Here is a 20,236-nt window from a genome sequence, read left to right on the forward strand (position 1 = left end):
GTCGGACCTGATGCCCGAGAAACCCTTGCCCCCAGAGCCCTCCCCCGACCGTTCGGCGATACGCGTGCTGCTGCGGCTGTGGCCGTACGTCCGGCCCGTGCGGGTGCGGTTGTTCACCGCCGCGATCGTCGCGATCGTCGCCTCCTGCCTGTCACTGGTCATTCCGCTCGTCCTGAAATGGATGGTCGACGGACCCATCACCGACCGCGATCCGGGCGGCGTATGGCTGGGGGCGCTCTACCTCTTCCTGCTCGGCATCGCCGAGGCCGTCCTCTTCGGGTACCGGCGCTGGCTGGTCGCGCGGCCGCTCTCCGGCGTCGAGGCGCGGATGCGGGCCGATCTGTACCGCAGGCTCCAGCGGCTGCCGATCGCCTTCCACGACCGGTGGGCCTCGGGGCAGCTGCTCTCGCGCGGCACGACCGACCTCATGCTGGTCCGGATGTTCCTGGCCTTCCCCTTGACCTTCCTCCTGGTCAACGGCGTGACGATCCTCGCCGGTTACGTGCTGCTGCTCGCCCAGGACTGGTCCCTCGGCCTGGTGCTGCTCACCCCCGTCGTGCCGCTGGTGATCGTCTGCTCGCTCTTCGAGGGCCGGTACGGGGTCGTGGCCCGTCGCGCCCAGGACCAGGTCGGCGACCTGACGACGGTCGTCGAGGAGAGCGTCCTCGGCATCCGGATCGTCAAGGGCTTCGGCCGGCACCGCAGCCAGGCCCGGGCCTTCCGGGCGCTCGCGGAGCTGCTGCGGGGCACCGAACTGACCAAGGCCCGGCTGCTCGCCATGATCTGGGCGGTCATCACCGTCGTACCCGAACTGGCCATCGGGGCGGCGCTGGTCCTCGGCACCGTGCAGGTGGCGGACGGGGACCTGTCGGCGGGCACGCTCGTCGCGTTCCTGTCGACGGCGCTCGCACTGCGCTGGCCGGTCGAGTCGATCGGCTTCCTCCTGGCGATGAGCCAGGAGGCGGCGACCGCGACGGAACGGTACTTCGAAGTGATGGACGCGGAAGAGGAGCCGGAAACCCCCACCTCCCCCACCCCACCGACAGACGCCCCCGACGGGGTGCGGTTCGAGGGCGTGTCGTTCCGCTACCCGGACGCACCAAACGAATCAGCCCCCGTCCTGGACGGCATCGACCTGCACATCCGCCCCGGCGAGACACTGGCCCTGGTCGGCGGCACCGGCTCCGGCAAGACGACGCTCACCGCGCTCGTACCGCGCCTGCACGAGGCGACCGGCGGGCGGATCCTGCTGGACGGCGAGGACATCGCCCTGATGGAGCGGGAGCGGCTGCGGACCCTGGTGTCGGTGGCCTTCGAGGAGCCGACGCTGTTCTCGGCGAGTGTCGGGGAGAACGTCCTGATGGGCGCCGCGGCCGAGGCCGGCGAACCGGAACTGCGGCGCGCCCTGGGCGTGGCCCAGGCCGACGGCTTCGTGGACCGCCTGCCGGACGGAACGGCGACGCAGGTCGGCGAACAGGGCCTGAGCCTCTCGGGCGGTCAGCGGCAGCGGCTCGCGCTGGCACGCGCGGTGGTCGGCAAGCCCCGCTTCCTGGTGCTCGACGACCCCCTCTCGGCGCTCGACGTCCACACGGAGGCGCGCGTGGAGGCGGCCCTGCGGGAGGTGCTGCGCGAGACGACGGCACTGGTCGTGGCGCACCGCCCGTCGACCGTGATGCTGGCCGACCGGGTCGCGCTGCTCTCCGAGGGACGGATCACCGCGGTCGGCACCCACCAGGAACTGCTGCGGAGCAGCGCGGAGTACGCCTGGCTGATGTCCGGCGACGAGGGGAACGAGCACCGATGACGGAGACCATCGTCACAACGAAAACCGACCCCCAGGAACTCCCCGGGACACCACCCACGGACCCCTTCGACCGGGACGACCTGCCGACCCCCCAGGGGGCGACGGGCACACTCCTGCGTTCCCTCCTCGCGACCCACCGCCTGCGGGTCACGGCCGCCGCGCTGATCCTCCTGGTCAAGGAGGGGGCGGTCCAGGCGGGCCCGCTGCTCGTGGCGTACGCCATCGACCGGGGCGTCCCGGCCTTCCGCGCGGGAGACCACGGCCCGGTGGTGGCGGTGGCGCTCGGCTACCTGCTCTGCGCCGCTCTCTCGGGACTCCTCCAGTACGCCTTCGTACGGGTGGCGGCCCGCGTCAACCAGGACGTCCTCCTGGACCTCCGGGGCCGGATCTTCCGTCACGCCCAGGTCCTGAGCGTGGACTTCCACGAGCGCTACACCTCGGGCCGCCTGATATCCCGCTCCACGACCGACGTCGAGTCACTCCGCGAACTGCTCTCGGAGGGCCTCCAGGAACTGATCGGCGTAGTCCTCTCCTTCGTCTCGATCGCCGTCATCCTGCTCTGGCTGGACCTGGGCATCGGAGCAATGGCAGTGGCGTCCTTCCTCCCGCTCTCCCTCCTCGTCCGTCTCTACCGGCGTCGCGCGGGCAAGGTGTACGCCGAGCGGTCCACGGCGATCGCGGGCGTGATCGTGAAGTTCGCGGAGACGATGAACGGAATCCGCCCGGTCCGGGCGTTCCGCCGCGAGCAGACCAACGACGCCGAGTTCGCGGTACTCAACCACCGCCACGAGCGCAGCAACGGCGACGCGCTCCTGGAGATGGCCCGCTACGTGGTCGGTTCGCGGCTGGTCGCGAACACGGCGGTGGCGGGCATGTGCCTGTGGGGCGCGTACAGAGTCGCGGACGGCACCCTCGCCCTGGGCGTCCTCGCGGCGGCGGTGCTGTACATGCGCCGCCTGTACGACCCGATCGACCGCCTGGGCATGTTCCTCAATTCGTACGAATCGGCGGCAGCCAGCCTCGCCAAGATCGCCGGCCTCCTGGCACAGGAACCGGGAGTCCCGGAAGCGACGGATCCCCGGAAACTCCCCGAACGCCCGGGCACACCGGGCCGAGAGGTGGTCTTCGAAAGGGTCCGCTTCGCCTACCGGACGGGCGGCGAGGTCCTGCCCACCTTCGACCTGAAGATCCCGCCGGGCCAGACGGTGGCAGTGGTAGGCGCCACAGGCGCAGGCAAATCGACCCTGGCGAAACTCCTCTCCCGCTTCTACGACCCCACGGACGGCCGGATACTCCTGGACGGAGTCGACCTCCGGGACCTCACCACCCCGGACCTCCGGCGAGGCGTCGTGATGGTCACGCAGGAGGCGTTCCTCTTCTCCGGAACGGTGGCGGAGAACATCGCGATAGGACGCCCGGACGCGACCCGCGAAGACATCGAGAAGGCCGCCAGAGCAATCGGAGCCCACGAGTTCATCACGGGCCTCCCGGACGGCTACGACACGGACGTACGCAAGCGAGGCGGCCGCATCTCGGCCGGCCAGCGCCAACTGGTGGCGTTCGCGAGGGCGCTGCTGGCGGACCCGGCGGTCCTGATCCTGGACGAGGCGACGAGCTCGCTGGACGTGCCGGGCGAACGCGCGGTGCAGCGGGCGATGGACACGGTCCTGGCGGGCCGTACGGCGGTGGTCATCGCCCACCGCCTGTCCACGGTCGAGGTGGCGGACCGGGTCCTGGTGATGGAGGACGGCCGGGTGGTCGAGGACGGCACGCCCACGATCCTGGTGTCGGGCGAGGGCCGCTACGCGAGCCTGCACCAGGCGTGGCGGGACAGCCTGGTGGGCTGAACGACGGACGGGCGTGGGGGACGTGGAGGGGGTCGTGTTCGGGACGTAGAGCGTGATGTGTGGCGCACGAGAAAGGATCAGCGGATCCGGGACCCGCAAGCGCCGTACATCATGCAGTCCCGAACGCGACCCCCGGAACGTCCCCCACGGCACCACCACTCAGGACCGCCCCCGCAACAGACCGACAGCCACCCCAGCGGCCACAAGCATCAACAGCGAAGCCCCCAAAGCGGCGCCGCCCATGGCGTCGACGAAGGCGCCCCGCGCCGAGTCGAGAACAGCCGCCGACCCCCCGAGCGCACCCCCCAGAGTCTCCCGGGCGGCGGCGGGAGCCGAGGAGGGCATGGCGGCGGTGTAGACGGCCGCGCCGATCGACCCGAGGATCGCCATCCCGAGCGCGCCACCCAGCTCCTGCCCCGATTCGAGGACGGCGGCGGCGGATCCCGCGCGCTCGGGCGGGGCGGCGCCGAGGGCGAGTTCGTTGGCGAGGGTCATGGCGGAGACGAGTCCGGCGGCGTAGAGGGCGGAGGCCACGAGGACCGCCCAGAACGGCGTGGCGCGGTCGATCGCGGCGAGCCAGGCGAAGCCGCCGGCGGCGACGAGGAGCCCGCCGCCCATGACGTACGCGCGGTCGACCCGGCGGGCGAGCACGGCGGCCACCGGGGCGGAGACGAGGACGCCGACCGCGGGGACGAGGCTCCACAGGGCGGCCTCGAAGGGGCTCTGGCCGAGGACGGACTGCAGGTACTGGGTGAGGAAGACGGCGAAGCCGACGGTGGCGACCATGGCGAGGAGATTGACGAGGACGGAGCCGCCGTAGGCCCGGGTGCGAATGAGCCGGAGGTCGACCACGGGATGGGCGAGCCGGGCCTGCCGACGGACGAACACCAGGCACAGCACCAGCCCAGCGGTCACTCCGAGAGCGGGCAGCGGCGCCCACCCACCCTTGGCGAGCTCCTTGATCCCGTAGATGAGGGGCAGCAGCGCGGCAAGCGAGAGCCCCGCGCTCACCAGGTCGAACGGCCCGCCACGAACCGCCGCCTTGGACTCGGGAAGGAGCAGGGGCCCGAGGACGAGAAGAAGAGCCATGGCGGGCAGGTTGATGAGGAAGACGGATCCCCACCAGAAGTGTTCGACGAGCGCGCCGCTGACGACGGGCCCGAGGGAGATGCCGCTGGCCATGACGGACGTCCACGCGGTGACGGCTTTGGCGCGCTGGGCGGGGTCCTGGAAGAGGTTGCGGATCAGGGCGAGGGTGGCGGGCATGAGGCAGGCGCCGGCGAGCCCGAGGAGGGCGCGGGCGCCGATGAGCGCACCGGGACTGTGCGCGTAGGCGGCGGCGACGGAGGCGACGCCGAAGAGGGCGGCGCCGCCGAGGAGGAGCCTGCGGCGACCGACGCGGTCTCCGAGGGCGCCCATGGTGACGAGGAGTCCGGCGAGGACGAAGCCGTAGGTGTCGAGGATCCAGAGCTGTTCGGTGGCGCCGGGGTTCAGGTCGGCGCTGATGGACGGGATGGCGAAGTAGAGGACGGAGACGTCCATCGAGACGAGGAGGAGGGGCAGCATGAGGACGCCGAGGGCGGCCCATTCGCGCCGTCCGGCGCGGGCGGGCCCGGGTCCGGCGGTGTGGCCGGGGCTTGCGGTGAGTGTCATACGGGCAAGGAAGCAGCACCAGGCGTACGAGGCCACTCCCGCCCTAGTGCACGCCGGAAGGAACCCCCAACTCCCCGCCTCGACACGGCGTACACCGTCCCGACCGCACTAGTACACTCGGCCGATGAAGACCGAACCGCCCTACCTGGCGATCGCCTCCGAGCTCCGCCGCCGCATCCGGTCTGGCGAGCTGTCCCCGGGGGACCGGGTGCCGTCGACGCGGGCGGTCACGCGCGAGTGGGGCGTGGCGATGGCGACGGCCACGAAGGCGCTGGGGGTGCTGCGCCAGGAGGGCCTGGTGCGGCCCGAGCCGGGGGTGGGCACGGTGGTCGTCGCGCAAGGAAAGCAGAACGCGACGCCGGACGCGGAGCCCCTGTCCCGGGAGCGACTGGTCGACGCGGCGCTGGAACTGGCGGACGCCGAGGGGCTGAACGCGCTGACGATGCGCCGGGTGGCGACGGTGCTCGGGGTGTCGACGATGACGCTGTACCGCCATGTGCCGGGCAAGGCGGAGCTGGTGCGGCTGATGGCGGACGCGGCCTGTAGCGAGGTGCCGTTGGGGCCGGTGCCGGCGGAGTGGCGGGTGGGCCTGGAGCGGGGGGCGCGGTGGCTGCGCGAGGTGTACGCCCGGCACCGGTGGATGGCGCACGCGATGGCGTCGTTCACGCGGCCGGTGGCGAGCCCGAACGCGATGGCGTACCTGGAGTGGGTGCTGCGGTCGCTGCGGGGCACTCCGCTGACGGACACGGAGAAGCTCCACGCGCATCTGCTGATCTTCGCCTATGTCCAGGGGCTGTCGATGGCGGCGGATCTGGAGGAGCAGGCGCGGCAGGACACGGGGATCTCCGACGGCGAGTGGATGGAACAGAATGAGCCACGCTTCGACGCGATCCAGGCGGGTGGTTCGTACCCCGAGCTGGACTCGGTCACGACCGACGGGGTCTACGGTCTCGACCTCGACGCGCTCTTCGAATTCGGGCTCCAGCGAACGCTGGACGGCATCGCGTCCATGATCGACGAAACGTCCGGTTAACGAACACGGACGTACGGGCAGCGGACGAGTTCCGGCCAACTTGCCGACGCACTCATGACAGGTACCCGTCAGTCCTGTCACTCTCTCCCCGGTTGTCCGTATCACTGTTCGCCGCTTCACCCGAACGTGTCGCACAGCTCCGTACGCGCTCCACAGCTTCGAACGTGCTCCACAGCTCTCCTTGCTCCGCCCGGACGGACCGACCCAGTCCGCCGGTACCCCCCTCGCAAAAGGAGTCTGCGTGAGATCCACGCCCAGCCGTCGCGCCACCGCGACCGGCGCTCTGATCGCTGCCGCCGCCATGCTCGCCGTGAGCGTCCAGACCGGATCCGCCACCGCGGCCGACGATCCCTGGACCATCGCTCCCAAGGCCCAGCAGGGCACGTCGGCGAACCCCGGCAAGCTCCCGGCCGACCTCACCCCCGCCGAGCGCACCGCGCTCATCAAGGCGGCCGACGCCGACAAGGCCGCCACGGCCAAGTCCCTCGGCCTCGGCGCCCAGGAGAAGCTGGTCGTCCGTGACGTCGTGCAGGACCGCGACGGCACGACCCACACGCGCTACGAGCGCACCTACGCCGGACTGCCCGTCCTGGGCGGTGACCTGATCGTCGCCGAGTCCAAGGCCGGCGCCACCACCGGTGTCACCAAGTCCTCCGGCGCGGAGCTGAAGAACGTCGACCTCACGGCCACGGTCGCCCCGGCCGCCGCCGAGAAGCAGGCCGTCGGCCTCGCCGCGGCGGACGGCTCCAAGAAGACCGAGGCCGAGCGCGCCCCGCGCAAGGTCGTCTGGATGGCCAAGGGCGCGCCCGTCCTCGCGTACGAGACCGTCGTCGGCGGCCTCCAGCACGACGGCACCCCGAACGAGCTGCACGTCGTCACCGACGCCAAGAGCGGCGCGAAGCTGTACGAGTGGCAGGCCGTGCACACCGGCACCGGCAACACCCAGTACAGCGGCTCGGTCACGCTCGGCACCGCGCCCTCGTACACGCTCACCGACACGACCCGCGGCAACCACAAGACGTACAACCTCAACCGGGGTACGTCCGGCACCGGGACGCTCTTCTCCGGCTCCGACGACGTGTGGGGCGACGGCACCCCGCAGAACCTGGAGACGGCGGGCGCCGACGCGCACTTCGGCGCCGCGCTCACCTGGGACTACTACAAGAACGTGCACGGCCGCTCCGGCATCCGGGGCGACGGCGTCGGCGCGTACTCCCGGGTCCACTACGGCAACGCGTACGTCAACGCCTTCTGGCAGGACTCCTGCTTCTGCATGACGTACGGCGACGGCGCGGCCAACGCCAAGCCGCTGACGTCCATCGACGTGGCCGCGCACGAGATGACGCACGGCCTCACCTCCGTCACCGCCGGCCTGGTCTACAGCGGCGAGTCCGGCGGCCTCAACGAGGCGACCTCGGACATCTTCGCGGCGGCCGTCGAGTTCTACGCCAACAACGCGCAGGACAAGGGCGACTACCTCGTCGGCGAGAAGATCGACATCCGCGGCAACGGCACCCCGCTGCGCTACATGGACAAGCCGAGCAAGGACGGCTCGTCCAAGGACTACTGGTACTCCGGTATCGGCAGCGTCGACGTCCACTACTCCTCGGGCCCGGCGAACCACTGGTACTACCTGCTCTCCGAGGGCAGCGGCACCAAGACCGTCAACGGCGTGAACTACGACTCGCCGACCTCCGACGGCCTGCCCGTGACCGGCATAGGCCGCGACAAGGCCTCGCTGATCTGGTTCAAGGCGCTCACCACCAAGTTCAACTCCTCCACCAACTACGCCGGCGCCCGCACGGGCACGGTCGCGGTGGCCACGGAGCTGTACGGCGCCGGCAGCCCCGAGGTCCTCGCCGTCCAGCACGCCTGGGCCGGAGTCAACGTCGGTACCCGCCCCGGCGGCACCGAGCCGCCCACGGGCACGGTCTTCGAGAACGGGACCGACGTCTCCATCCCGGACAACGGCGCCGCGGTGACCTCCACGATCAACGTCACCGGCATCGCCGGGAACGCGCCGGCCACCCTCAAGGTGGACGTGGACATCGTCCACACCTACCGCGGTGACCTCGTCGTCGACCTCGTCGCCCCGGACGGCTCGGCCTACAGCCTGAGCAACCGGTCCGGCGGCAGCGCCGACAACATCGTCCAGACCTTCACCGTGAACGCCTCCTCCGAGGTCGCGAACGGCGCCTGGAAGCTCCGCGTCCAGGACAAGGCCTCGGTCGACACCGGCCGCATCAACAACTTCAAGCTGACCTTCCCGTAACCCGGGACCGTACAGCCTGAAGTGAACTGACGGACGCCCGGAGGGAACCTTCCCTCCGGGCGTCCGCGCGTCCGCCTCACGCGTCTGCCTACCCTGGGCGCATGATCAGGGTGCTGCTGGCGGACGACGAGACGATGATCAGGGCCGGGGTCCGGGCCATCCTCACCACCGACCCCGGGATCGAGGTGGTCGCCGAGGCCGGCGACGGTCACGAGGCCGTCGAGCTCGCGCGCGTGCACCGGCCCGACGTCGCCCTGCTCGACATTCGGATGCCCCGGCTCGACGGGCTCGGCGCCGCCGAGGAGCTCCGCAGGACCGTCCCGGACACGGCGGCCGTCATGCTCACCACCTTCTCCGAGGACGCCTACATCGCACGGGCGCTCGCCCTCGGCGTCGGCGGCTTCCTGCTCAAGTCCGGGGACCCGCGCGAACTCATCGCCGGGATCCGGGCCGTGGCAGGCGGCGGCGCCGCCCTCTCCCCCACCGTCGCCCGCCGGGTCATCGACACCCTCGGCGGCGAGCGCCTCGGCCGGGCCGCCGCGGCGCGGGCCCGCCTGGAACCGCTCACCGGACGCGAGCGGGAGGTCGTCGCCCTCCTCGGCGCCGGGCTCTCCAATCAGGAGATCGCGGACCGCATGTACGTCGTCGAGGGCACCGTCAAGGCGCATGTGAGCGCCGTCCTGGGCCGCCTGGGGCTCCGCAACCGCGTCCAGCTCGCGGTCCTCGCGTACGAGGCGGGCATGGTCCCCGATGCGTGAGCGGCTCTTCGACCTCGGTCTCTGGCTGCTGCTGTGCGTCCCCGTCCTGCTGAGGTCGGACCCCAACGACGGCGGGAGCTGGCCGCAGGTCGCCGTCGGCATCGTGGTGCTCGGCGGCTGCGTCGCGATCAGCCGGAGGTGGCCGCTGGCGCCGATCGCCGTCACGGTCGCGGCGAGCCTGCCCGCCACCCTGGAGCTGTTCACCCCCTCGTACAGCCTGGCGCTCATCGCCTTCGGCTATCTCGCGGGGCGCCGCCAGGAGCACACCCGGAGCGCGCTGTGGCTGTTCGGCGCGGTGGCCGCGGTCGGGCTGCTCCTCACCCGGATCACCGCCACCTCGCTCGGTCAGTGGTTCACGCTGCTGCTCGCACTGGCCCTGGCGATCGTCGCGCCGTGGCTGATCGGCCGTTACGTGCGCCAGTACGACCGTCTCGTGCACAGCGGCTGGGAGCTCGCCGACCGGATGGAGCGCGAGCAGGCGGCCGTCGCCGACCGGGAGCGGCTGCGGGAACGCTCCCGGATCGCGGGCGACATGCACGACTCCCTCGGCCACGACCTGGCCCTGATCGCCGTGCGCGCCGGCGCCCTCGAGGTCGATCCGGCGCTCGGCCCCGACCAGCAGCACGCGGCCGGCGAACTGCGCCGTGCGGCGGCCGACGCGACGGCCCGCCTCCGGGACGTCATCGGCGTCCTGCGCCAGCCCGACGAGGACCCGGCGCCCACGGCCCCGGGCGGCGCACCGGTCGAGGAGCTGGTCTCCCGCGCCCGCGCCTCGGGCCTCGCGGTGGCCCTGACGGTGACCGGGAAGGGCCACGAGCCGGACGGGATGGCCGGCTGGGCACTGCACCGGGTCGTCCAGGAGGCGCTCACCAACGCCGCCAAGCACGCGCCGGGCGGCGCCGTGGACGTCCGGGTCGAGGCCGCTCCCGAGCGCGTCACCGTGAACGTCGTGAGCGGCCCCGGCACGGCCGGGTCGCCGTTCGCCTCGGGCGGCACCGGACTCGTCGGCCTCGACGAGCGCGTACGGCTCGCGGGCGGGGTCCTCGCCCACGGGCCCACGCCCGACGGGGGTTTCGCGGTCCGCGCGACCCTGCCGCGCCGCACGCCCGCCGGCCCCCCGTCGTCCTCCCCCGCCGCGCCCACCTCGGCCCGGGAGCTGGACCGCGTCCGCCGCCAGGTCCGCAAGGGCCTCGCCCAGGCCATCTGGATCCCGCTGGCGCTGCTCGCCGCGCTCGGTCTGCTCATGGCCGGGGTCGCCCTGTGGACCCAGCACCAGTCGTATCTGGAACCGGACGACTACGATCACATGCGGATCGGCCAGACCCTCACCGCCATCACCGACGCCGAGGACCTGCCCGACCATCCGCTGGACGGCCCGCCGAAGGGCGTTCCGGCGGAGCCGCCCGGCATGGACGAGTGCCGGTACTACCGCTCCACGCTGCTCGCCGCGGTCCCGGTGTACCGGCTCTGCTTCGTCGACGGGCACCTCGCCGACAAGGCCGAGGTGCGCTGACACCGCCTAGGGGGTGTCTTGCCGGTCAGGCCGGGCTCGACCGACAAGACACCCCCTACCGCAGCAGCACGCCCGCGCCCTCCCCCGCCGTCTCCTCCGGCAGTGCCACGAGCCCCGGTTCGGCCGGGTGGGCGAGGAGCGGGTGGGCGGGCAGGACGCGGACCGTGCAGCCGAAGGAGCCGGTCCGGTCGAGCTCCAGGGTGCCGGCGTACGGCTGCCGCCCCTCCAGGTCCGGGCCGCCGGCCGGCTTCAGGGTGGCGGTCCGGGTGTCCGCGAGGGTGTCGTCGGCGTCGACCCGACCGGTGACGGCCTGCACCTCGACGTCGTCGGGGCTCAGCGCGCCGAGGGCCACACGGACGCGGACGACCGGGGTCGAGCCGAGCTCCGCGTCCGCCAGGTCGTCCGCGAGCCCGTCGCCGACCTCGACGTGGTCGACGGACACCTTGGGCCAGGCGTCCCTGACCTTGGCCTTCCAGGCGGCGAGGTCGCGGGCCCGGTCCGGGGTGAGCGCCCGGCGGGCGTCGGCGGCGGGGACGTAGAGCCGCTCGACGTACTCGCGGACCATCCGGTCGGCGAGCACCTTCGGGCCGAGGTCGGCGAGGGTGCGCCGGACCATCGCCGTCCAGCCGGCCGGCACCCCGTCGGGGCCCCGGTCGTAGAAGCGGGGGGCGACCCGGCGCTCGATCAGCTCGTAGAGGGCGGCGGCCTCCAGGTCGTCCCGGCGGTCCTCGTCGGCGGCGGCCGCGCCGTCGGCGGTGGGGATGGCCCAGCCGAAGTCGGGCTCGAACCACTCGTCCCACCAGCCGTCGAGGACGGAGAGGTTGAGGCAGCCGTTGAGGGCGGCCTTCATGCCGCTGGTGCCACAGGCCTCCAGGGGGCGCAGGGGGTTGTTGAGCCAGACGTCGCAGCCGGGGTAGAGGCCGCGGGCCATCTCCATGCCGTAGTCGGGCAGGAAGACGATCCGGTGCCGGACCCGGGGGTCGTCGGCGAAGCGGACCAGCTCCTGCACGAGCCGCTTCCCGCCGTCGTCGGCGGGGTGCGCCTTGCCGGCGACGACGAGCTGCACGGGCCGCTCGGGGTGGAGCAGCAGGGCGCGCAGCCGGTCCTTGTCCCGCAGCATGAGCGTGAGCCGCTTGTACGAGGGGACGCGCCGGGCGAAGCCGACGGTGAGGACGTCGGGGTCGAGGACGGAGTCGGTCCAGCCGAGTTCGGCGGCTGCCGCGCCCCGATGCCGCCAGGAGGCCCGCAGCCTTTCCCGTACGTCGGTCACGAGCCGTTCGCGCAGGGTGCGGCGCAGCTCCCACAGCTCCCGGTCGTCGGCGTCGGGGCCGAGCCGGCCGACCTCGGGGGCGACCCAGGTGGGGGCGTGGACGCCGTTGGTGATGGAGGTGATGGGCACCTCGTCGGCGTCGAAGCCCGGCCAGAGCCCGGCGAACATGGCCCGGCTGACGGCGCCGTGGAGGGTGGAGACGCCGTTGGCGCGCTGGGCGAGGCGCAGCCCCATGGCCGCCATGTTGAAGACGCCGGGGTCGCCGCCGAGGGGGGTCTCGTCGCCGAGGGCGAGGACGCGCCCGGTGTCGACGCCGGGGAGCGCGCCGTCCTGGCCGAGGTGGCGGGCGACCAGGCTCCGGTCGAAGCGGTCGATGCCGGCCGGGACGGGGGTGTGGGTGGTGAAGACGGTCCCGGCCCTGACGGTCTCCAGGGCGCTGTCGAAGTCGAGCCCCTCCCCCTGGAGTTCGCGGATGCGTTCGAGGCCGAGGAGGCCGGCGTGGCCCTCGTTGGTGTGGAAGACCTCGGGGTCGGGGGTGCCGGTGAGCCGGGTGTACGTACGGACGGCGCGGACGCCGCCGATGCCGAGGAGCATCTCCTGGAGGAGCCGGTGCTCGCTGCCGCCGCCGTACAGCCGGTCGGTGACGCTCCGTTCGCCGGGGGCGTTCTCCTCGACGTCGGAGTCGAGCATGAGCAGCGGGACGCGGCCGACCTGGGCGATCCAGATGTGGGCGTGCAGGCTGCGTCCGCCGGGCAGCGCGAGGGTGACCCGGGCGGGGGCGCCGTCGGCCTCGCGGAGGAGGGTGACGGGCAGCTCGCCGGGGTCGAGGACGGGGTACTGCTCCTGCTGCCAGCCGTCGCGGCCGAGGGACTGCCGGAAGTAGCCGTGCCGGTAGAGCAGGCCGACGCCGACGAGGGGGACGCCGAGGTCGCTGGCGGACTTGAGGTGGTCCCCGGCGAGGATGCCGAGGCCGCCGGAGTACTGGGGCAGGGCCGCGGCGACGCCGAACTCGGGCGAGAAGTACGCGACGGCCGCCGGCGGCCGGCCCGGTTGCCCCTGGTACCAGCGGGGGGCGCGCAGATAGGTGTCGAGGTCCTCGGCGGCGGCGGTCAGCCGGGCCAGGAAGTCCGGGTCGGCGGCGAGCGCGGCGAGCCGGGGGGCTTCGAGGGCGCCGAGGACCCGGACGGGGTCGGTGCAGGTCCGGCTCTCCGGGGCGAGGGAGTCGAAGAGCGCGCGGGTGGGTTCGTGCCAGGACCAGCGCAGGTTGTGCGCGAGGTCGGCGAGGGGTCGAAGGGTGTCGGGGAGGACGGGACGCACGGTGAATCGACGGATTGCCTTCACGTTGTCCACCTTCGCAGGCGAGTACGGAGCGGAGCGGACGCACCACGCTGTGCGTCCGGCGTGCCGCTCCGACGTTAGGGCACGGCGGCGCGCCGGACCACGGCGCACGGGGGGCGGGTCGGCGCGGCGCGCGTCAGCCGATGGCGGGGAGCGGTACCTCGTACGGGGAGCCCTGGTTGACGGTGTCCGGGTCGAAGGCGCCCGTGGCGGCGTACCGCCGGGCGACGGCGGCGAGTTCCTCGGCCGGGACGACGTCGTGGATGTCGGTGAAGCCGTGTGGGGCGCGCTCGTGGGCGAGTGTGATGACGGCCTCGGGGCCGAGCCGGCGGTTGGCGCGCTGGAGCGCGGTCATGGCGGGCCGGCGTTCGCGCTCGTACGCGGCGAGGCCTTCGGCCGGGTCGTCGTGGCGGGCCAGCGCGTGGGCGAGGGCGCGGGCGTCGACGATCGACTGGGTGGCTCCGTTGGAGCCGGTCGGGTACATGGCGTGGGCCGCGTCGCCGACCAGGGTGGTACGGCCGTGGGTCCAGCGGTCCAGCGGCTCGCGGTCGACCATCGGGTACTCGTGCGCGGAGTCGGCGGCCCGCAGGATGTCGGGGACGCTGACGCCGTCGAACTCCCAGCCGTCGTAGAAGCGGAGAAACGTTTCCACGGGGACGGAACGGTCCCAGTCGCCCCGCTTCCCCTCCCCCTCGCACCCCGCCCCGCGCCCGGCCTCCGCCGGACGGGCCAGCGCCCAGTTGACCAGGACCTCCCGCCCCGGCCCCGTCGGCCGGCTCATCGGGTACACCACGGCCTTCTGCCGGTCGTCGCCCGCGACGAGCATGAACGAACCCACCGCCCGCGCCGGCATCCGGGACACCCCCCGCCACACCAGCATCCCGTTCCACGGCGGCCCGCCCTCGCCCGGATACAGCGCCGCCCGGACCGCCGATCTGATGCCGTCCGCGCCCACCAGCACGTCCGGTTCGAGCGAGGCCCGGCCCCGGACGGCCCCCAGTCGGTGCTCCAGGCGCAGCCGCGGCCGCCCGTCCGGCAGCGGCTCCACGCCGCTCACCCGGACGCCGGTCACCAGCGCCGCCGCGCCGAGCCTGGCCCGGACCGCGCCCGCGAGGACCTGCTGGAGGTGCCCGCGGTGCACGGACAGCTGCGGCCAGCGGTAGCCCGCGCCGAGTCCGCGCGGCTCGCGGGATATCAGCCCGCCCGAGCGGTGGTAGTAGCGCAGCTCGCGGGTGCGCAGGGAGCCCGGTTCCAGCGCGTCGAGCAGGCCGAGGGCGTCCAGTTCGCGGACCGCGTTCGGCAGCAGGTTGAGCCCGGCGCCCACCGGGCGGATCGCGGCCGCCGCCTCGACGACCGTGACCCGCTCGAATCCGGCGGCGTGCAGGGAGAGGGCGGTGGTGAGTCCGGCGATACCGCCGCCGGCGATCACGACGTGCGGGCTCCGCGGGTAGAGGGAGGAAGCCAGGGAGGAGGCATGGAGGTTCATCGACTGCTCCTTCGCGTCGCTACGCGACCGCGGGCCCGACAGGGGCCCCGGCGGGACGGCGCCGCACGGTCGTGCGGCGCACCATGGTCTCGTTCTCCCTGGTCAGGTCCAGGATCGCGCGCAGCAGCGCGATCGGGGCGCCGCCGCTGCCCTCCTCGTACAGGCGCACGTCGTCGCTGTAGGCCTTGCGGGCGATGCCGAGGTGGCGGGCCCGGAAGGCCTTGAGGATCCGTAGCACCCGGCCGAGCGCGGCCGCCGAGGCCACCAGTTCGGGCGGCAGCCGGTCCGCCCTCTCCCAGCTCATCGCCGCCGACAGTTTGCTCACCGCCGACACCCCGCCCCGGTGGACGGCGTGGAACTCCCGCCAGGACGGCAGCGCGTACGGCAGGGACTCGGCCAGGAAGGTGTCGTAGGCGGGGTCGGAGCGGTCGCACTGCCACAGCGTCAGATCGACGAGCCACAGCGGGACCTGCGCGGCGGCCGGCCCCAGGTAGTCGCGGCCCGCGACCTCGACCTCCTCGAAGTACGGCCGCAGGGTCACCGCGAAGTACTCCGGCGAGACGTGCGCGACCGTGAGGTCGATCGCGTCCACCATCGCCCGTACGTGGCAGGCGACCCGGTCCAGGGCGGCGGCGAAACCGGCGTCGTACGGTTCGAGCCGGGCGACCCTGGAGCAGTCGTCGACCGCCGCGACTAGCCCCGGGAAGACCATGCGGACCGCCTCCTGGAGCCGGGCCTCGGCCGGATGGCCGGTGTACGAGCGGCGGCGGCGCCCGACCGGGTTCCAGGTCGTGTAGTGGTGGACGGTGTCCCGGGGCACCATGTCCGTCCGGCGGCCGAGGAGTTCGAGGACCGGCAGCGCCTCGGGGACGGCGGCCAGGGGCTGCACCCCGTGGCGTTTCAGCGAGCCGAGCAGGATGCCGAGGTCCCGCATCGCGGCCAGCGCGGCCCCGACGCACCACTGCGCGGCCCGGTCCGGATCGGGGACCAGGGCGCGCAGGGCGACGGTCAGGGCGGCGGTGTCGGCCCGGGCGTTCATCGCGGGCACCGCGGCGAGCAGGGCGTCGGCGCCCAGCGGGTCGGCGGCGCGTATGTCCTCGGTCCGATGGCGCGGATCGCCAAGCACCAAGCTTTCCCTTCTTCGGGGCGGGTCAGCCGGAGGAACACGGCTCACCCGCCAGGTGGTCGTGGGCATCGTTCACGTCAGGTACGGGGGGTCAGCGTCGCTCCGGTACCGCGGCGTCCTCGGGGGACGGGGCCGGCTCCGGGAGGTGGAGGCGTACGGAGAGCAGGGCGGCCAGGGCGGCGAAGGCGGCGCCCGTGAGCAGCGCGGCGCGGAAGCCCGCCGTCTCCGCGACGGCGCGGGCGGCGTCGTGGGCCTCGGTACGGGAGGTGGCGACGGCCACGAGGACGGCGAGGCCGAGGACGGAGCCGAACTGCTGGCCGGTGTTGACGAGTCCGGAGACGAGTCCGGTCTCCTCGGGGGCGGCCTCGGCCGTGGCCGCCACGTTGGTGGTGACGATCACGAGCGGCAGGGCGGCGCCGATCAGCAGGCTGGGCGCGAGGACCGTGGTCGCGAAGGTGCCGTCGGCGGTGAGCGCGAGGGCCAGCCAGAGGGTCCCGGCGCAGAGCAGGACGAAGCCGAGGGTCATGGCCCGGTGCAGGCCGAGCCGGAAGATGAGCCGGCCGGTCTGCGGGGCGACCGCGACGACGACGAGCGAGAGCGGCAGCAGGCCGAGGCCGCCGCCGAGGGGCGCGTACCCGAGGACGCTCTGGAGGTAGAGGCTCACCAGGAAGAACATCGGGAACAGGGTGACCTGGGCGAGCGCGGCCAGGAGGTTGGCGAGGCGGAGCGCGGGGCGGCCGAGGACCTGGGGCGGGACGAGCGGGGCGGCGGCGCGGGTCTCGACGGCGGCGAAGGCGAGCAGCAGCGCGAGGCCGGCTCCGCCGGCTGCGAGGGTGCGGGCGGAGGTCCAGCCGGCCTCGGCCCCGCCGACGAGCGCGTAGGCGACGAGTCCGAGCCCGGCGGTCGCGGTGAGCGCCCCGGTGAGGTCGAAGCCGCCGGGCCGGAGGCGGCCGGCGCGGTCGTCGAGGAGCCGGAGCGCGAGGCCGGCGAGGACGGCCGCGAGCAGGACGTTCAGCCAGAACGTGGAGCGCCAGCCGAGGAGGTCGGTGAGGGCGCCGCCGAGGACCGTGCCGAGGACGCCGCCGAGGCCGCCCATCGCGGCGAAGGCGCCGAGCGCCCTGTGCCGGGCGCGGCCGTCGGGGAAGAGCAGGAGCAGCAGGGCGAAGGCGGCGGCCGCGGCGAGGGCGGCGCCGACGCCCTGGGCGGCGCGGGCGGCGACGAGCGCGGCGGCACCGGGCGCGAGCCCGCCGACGGCGGAGGCCGCGGCGAGGAGGGCGAGTCCGGCGAGGAGGACCCGCCGGTGGCCGAGGAGGTCGGCGACGCGTCCGCCGAGGAGGAGGAGTCCGCCGAAGGTGATCAGGTAGGCGTTGGCGACCCAGGAGAGGCCGGCGGAGCCGGAGCCGAGGTCCTCGCCGACGGACGGCAGGGCGACGTTGACGATCGCGGTGTCCATGATCAGGAGCAGTTGGGTGGAGGCGAGCAGCGCGAGTGCCCCGCGCCGCGGCCCCGGTGGCGGTGTCGTCACCGGGTCGTCCCCAGGTCGTAGCCGTCGAGGCAGTCCTGGGCGAGCCGCTCGCACTGCTCGGCGGAGCCGGCCCAGGTCTGCATGGTCAGGTAGACGTGCGGGGCTCCGTGGTAGAAGCGCTCGTACTGCTCGTGGCGGCCGGCGAACTCGGAACCGAGCGCGTCCCAGGCGAGCTTGAGGAGTTTGAGGCGGTCCTCGGCGGGGTGGCCCGGGGCGCGGAAGTACTGCCGGACCAGCGGGCCGAGTTCGGGGTGGAGGAGGTCCCGGCCGCTGGCGGGGAGCTGGACGAGGGCGCCGCCCGCGAGGAGCTTGATGTCCTGGAGGGCGCGCGGGTAGAGCTCGCCGGCCATGATCCGCTGGGCGAAGGAGATCTCCTGGCCGGGCCGGACGCCGCCGCGGCCCTCGTCGACCTCCTCGTACGAGGCCTCGGCGGCGAGGACGAAGGCCTTGGCCTGGGCGACCATGCCGAGGAGCCGGCCGAGGGCCTGGGTGACGGGCGGAAGCTTCTCCGTGCCGTGGGAGCGGGAGACGAGGATCGCGAGGCCGGTGAGGAACTCCAGCTTCGTCCAGAAGCGGGTGGCGGACTGGTGGACGAAGTTCAGGTAGGCGGGGGTCCGCCACCAGATGGCGCCGGTGGTGGCCGGGTCCCGGTAGGTGAGGACCCGTTCCCAGGGCACGAACACGTCCTCGCAGACGAGCATCGCGTCGTTCTCGTCGTACCGGGAGGAGAGCGGGTGGTCGAAGACGGACCGGGAGCGCGCCTCGTAGGAGGTGCGGGAGATCAGCTTGAGGCCGGGGGTGTCGAGCCGTAGGGAGAACGTGACGGCGTGCTCGGTGTCGTCGTCGGCCAGCGGTTCGATGGTGCCGACGAGGATCTCGTCGGCGAAGACGGCGCCGGTGCCGATGGTCTTGGCGCCGCGGACGACGATCCCGCCGTCCCGCTCCCCGACGATCCGGAGCGTGAGGTCGTCCTCGCCGGGGCCCGAGGCCGGGTCGGTGAGGGTGAAGGCGGCGTGCAGGTCGCCCTCGGCGAGCCGGCGGTGGAAGCCGAGGGCGTGCTCCGCGCCGTCGAAGGTGGCGCCGGTGAAGACGGCGGGCGCGGCGGCGAACCCGGCCGCGCCGGCGGCCATGTAGTCGGGGGTGCGGCCGAGGAAGCCGTAGCTCGCCCCGGCCGTCGTCCGGAAGGCCCGGCGGCGGGCCACCAGGTCCTCGTAGGAGCGGGGCACGGCGTAGGCGCGCCGCACCCCGCCCTGGACCAGGACGGGGTGGTGCACGGGATCGTCGGCGAGGTCGTACAGACCGGCGAAGGAGGCCGCGGAGGCCCGGAACGCGGGGTGCGCGGTGACGTCCTTGACGCGCTCCCCGTCGAGCCAGATCTCGCGCCCGTCCCGCAGCGCCTCCAGATACTCCTGCCCGGACCTCGTCACCGGTCGCTCGCCTCTCCTCGGGGTGTCACGGCTCTGCCGTCCCGAGCCTGTCCGGCGAGGAGCGTCCGGGCAATGAACGTCCGTCCAGGGGTCCTTATGAACCGTCCAGGCCCGGCGCGCCGCCTGGACACCCCTCGGGGCGACCCGCCCGGATCAGGCGGCGCTGACGGCCCCCGCGCGGTACTCGCCCGGCGTCACCCCGAACCACTTGCGGAAGGCGAGGTGGAAGCCGACGGCGCTCTGGTAGCCGATGCGGGCGGGCAGGGCCGACTGCGGGAGCGACGTCTCGGAGAGGAGCCGTACGGCCTCCTGCATGCGGCGGGCCGCGAGGTAGCGGGCCGGGGACTCGCCGACGAGCTCGCGGAAGGCCGCGGTGAACGCGGAGCGGGACATGCCGACCTCCCGGGCGAGGGAGTCGATCGTCCACGGCTCGGCGAACCGGGTCGCCATCATCACCACCGCCCGGCTGATGCCGGGGTGCCGCAGCAGGGGCAGCGAGGCGGGGTTGCCGGCGAGCTCGCGCAGCAGCGGGCGGAGCGCGAGGACGAGGGCCATCTCGAAGGCCCGCAGGGTGATGAGCCGGTCACCGGGGCCGACGGGCCGGTCGGGTGCGGCGAGCAGCCGGAGGGTGTCGCGGAGCAGCGGCTCGCGGTCGACCTGGGCGCCGTCGAGGACGAGGGCCCAGGGCAGCGAGGTGTAGAGGCCGGTGGCGGCGCTGGCGTCGTAGTGGAGTCCGGCGCAGAGCAGCCGGGCCTCGGGGCCCGTGCCCTCGATGACGATCTCGCCGGAGGTGCCGGGCTGCCGTTCGGGCAGGACGGCCTTGAGGGGGACGCCTTGGCGCTCGGGCCGGTCGGAGAGGCGGTGCGCGGTGCCGGTGGGGAAGACGACGAGGTCTCCGGCGTGCAGTTCGAGGGAGGCCTCCCCGTCGGTGGTGATCCAGCAGTCGCCCTCGACGACGTAGTGGAGGACGGCGCAGCTGCGCTCGGCGTCGCCCTCGATGGCCCAGGGGGCGCGGACGTGCCAGCGGCTGTCGAAGACTCCGGTGAGCCGGAGGGGTTTCAGTAATTCGCTCAGCAGGTCCTCGTGCTCGGCACCGCGCTCGTGCTGGTCGTGACGGTCGGTTCCCACGGTATCCATGGACGATCCTTCAACTTCCGCCCCGGTTTGTTAATTGAACAGCCGAA

The 20,236-nt window shown here is 73.4% G+C and carries 13 protein-coding genes; 6 read left to right on the forward strand and 7 right to left on the reverse strand.

What is annotated here, in order from left to right:
• The first annotated feature begins 10 nt into the window (after window positions 1–10).
• The gene (locus ACIBG6_RS14475; RefSeq protein ID WP_399222922.1) at window positions 11–1,804 is read left to right on the forward strand and encodes an ABC transporter ATP-binding protein; all 1,794 of its coding nucleotides are present in this window, start codon (window positions 11–13) and stop codon (window positions 1,802–1,804) included.
• Window positions 1,801–3,651 carry an ABC transporter ATP-binding protein gene (locus ACIBG6_RS14480; protein WP_399222923.1) on the forward strand — a complete coding sequence of 617 codons (1,851 nt, stop codon included), beginning with the start codon at window positions 1,801–1,803 and terminating at the stop codon, window positions 3,649–3,651. The genes ACIBG6_RS14475 and ACIBG6_RS14480 overlap by 4 nt, the downstream gene beginning before the upstream one ends.
• A 159-nt stretch (window positions 3,652–3,810) precedes the next feature.
• On the opposite strand, the gene ACIBG6_RS14485 is transcribed toward ACIBG6_RS14480, so the two are convergent.
• The gene (locus tag ACIBG6_RS14485) at window positions 3,811–5,304 is read right to left on the reverse strand and encodes an MFS transporter (protein ID WP_399222924.1); all 1,494 of its coding nucleotides are present in this window, start codon (window positions 5,302–5,304) and stop codon (window positions 3,811–3,813) included.
• Between the two features lie 124 nt (window positions 5,305–5,428).
• Here ACIBG6_RS14485 and ACIBG6_RS14490 point away from each other — a divergent pair, with 124 nt between their 5' ends.
• The 4 genes from ACIBG6_RS14490 (at window position 5,429) to ACIBG6_RS14505 (ending at window position 10,880) form a co-directional block, all read left to right on the forward strand.
• Entirely contained in the window at window positions 5,429–6,337 is a 909-nt protein-coding gene (locus tag ACIBG6_RS14490) for a TetR/AcrR family transcriptional regulator C-terminal domain-containing protein (RefSeq protein WP_399222925.1), read from the forward strand.
• A 241-nt stretch (window positions 6,338–6,578) separates the two neighbouring features.
• Window positions 6,579–8,609 (forward strand): M4 family metallopeptidase, encoded by a 2,031-nt coding sequence (locus ACIBG6_RS14495; protein WP_399222926.1) that lies wholly within the window; start codon window positions 6,579–6,581, stop codon window positions 8,607–8,609.
• Between the two features lie 101 nt (window positions 8,610–8,710).
• Entirely contained in the window at window positions 8,711–9,367 is a 657-nt protein-coding gene (locus tag ACIBG6_RS14500; protein ID WP_399222927.1) for a response regulator, read from the forward strand.
• Entirely contained in the window at window positions 9,360–10,880 is a 1,521-nt protein-coding gene (locus tag ACIBG6_RS14505; protein ID WP_399222928.1) for a sensor histidine kinase, read from the forward strand. The genes ACIBG6_RS14500 and ACIBG6_RS14505 overlap by 8 nt, the downstream gene beginning before the upstream one ends.
• 55 nt (window positions 10,881–10,935) lie before the next feature.
• On the opposite strand, the gene glgP is transcribed toward ACIBG6_RS14505, so the two are convergent.
• The 6 genes from glgP to ACIBG6_RS14535 form a co-directional block, all read right to left on the reverse strand.
• Window positions 10,936–13,491: an alpha-glucan family phosphorylase gene (glgP, locus tag ACIBG6_RS14510; protein WP_399222929.1), complete on the reverse strand. Its 2,556-nt coding sequence runs from the start codon at window positions 13,489–13,491 to the stop codon at window positions 10,936–10,938.
• A 133-nt stretch (window positions 13,492–13,624) separates the two neighbouring features.
• Window positions 13,625–14,974 (reverse strand): FAD-dependent monooxygenase, encoded by a 1,350-nt coding sequence (locus tag ACIBG6_RS14515; protein ID WP_399222930.1) that lies wholly within the window; start codon window positions 14,972–14,974, stop codon window positions 13,625–13,627.
• Window positions 14,975–14,993: 19 nt separating this feature from the next.
• The gene (locus ACIBG6_RS14520; protein WP_399223357.1) at window positions 14,994–16,100 is read right to left on the reverse strand and encodes a monodechloroaminopyrrolnitrin synthase PrnB family protein; all 1,107 of its coding nucleotides are present in this window, start codon (window positions 16,098–16,100) and stop codon (window positions 14,994–14,996) included.
• Window positions 16,101–16,191: 91 nt separating this feature from the next.
• A complete protein-coding gene (locus ACIBG6_RS14525) occupies window positions 16,192–17,625 on the reverse strand; it encodes an MFS transporter (protein ID WP_399222931.1) in 1,434 nt (477 codons plus the stop codon).
• Complete coding sequence (locus ACIBG6_RS14530) at window positions 17,622–19,052, reverse strand: 4-hydroxyphenylacetate 3-hydroxylase family protein (protein WP_399222932.1); 1,431 nt, start codon at window positions 19,050–19,052, stop codon at window positions 17,622–17,624. The genes ACIBG6_RS14525 and ACIBG6_RS14530 overlap by 4 nt, the downstream gene beginning before the upstream one ends.
• A gap of 153 nt (window positions 19,053–19,205) precedes the next feature.
• Window positions 19,206–20,189 carry an AraC family transcriptional regulator gene (locus tag ACIBG6_RS14535; protein ID WP_399222933.1) on the reverse strand — a complete coding sequence of 328 codons (984 nt, stop codon included), beginning with the start codon at window positions 20,187–20,189 and terminating at the stop codon, window positions 19,206–19,208.
• Window positions 20,190–20,236 lie beyond the last annotated feature (47 nt).

Origin of the sequence: Streptomyces sp. NPDC050842 (genome assembly GCF_044456565.1) — a bacterium.
In the GTDB taxonomy this organism is placed as follows: Bacteria; Actinomycetota; Actinomycetes; order Streptomycetales; family Streptomycetaceae; genus Streptomyces.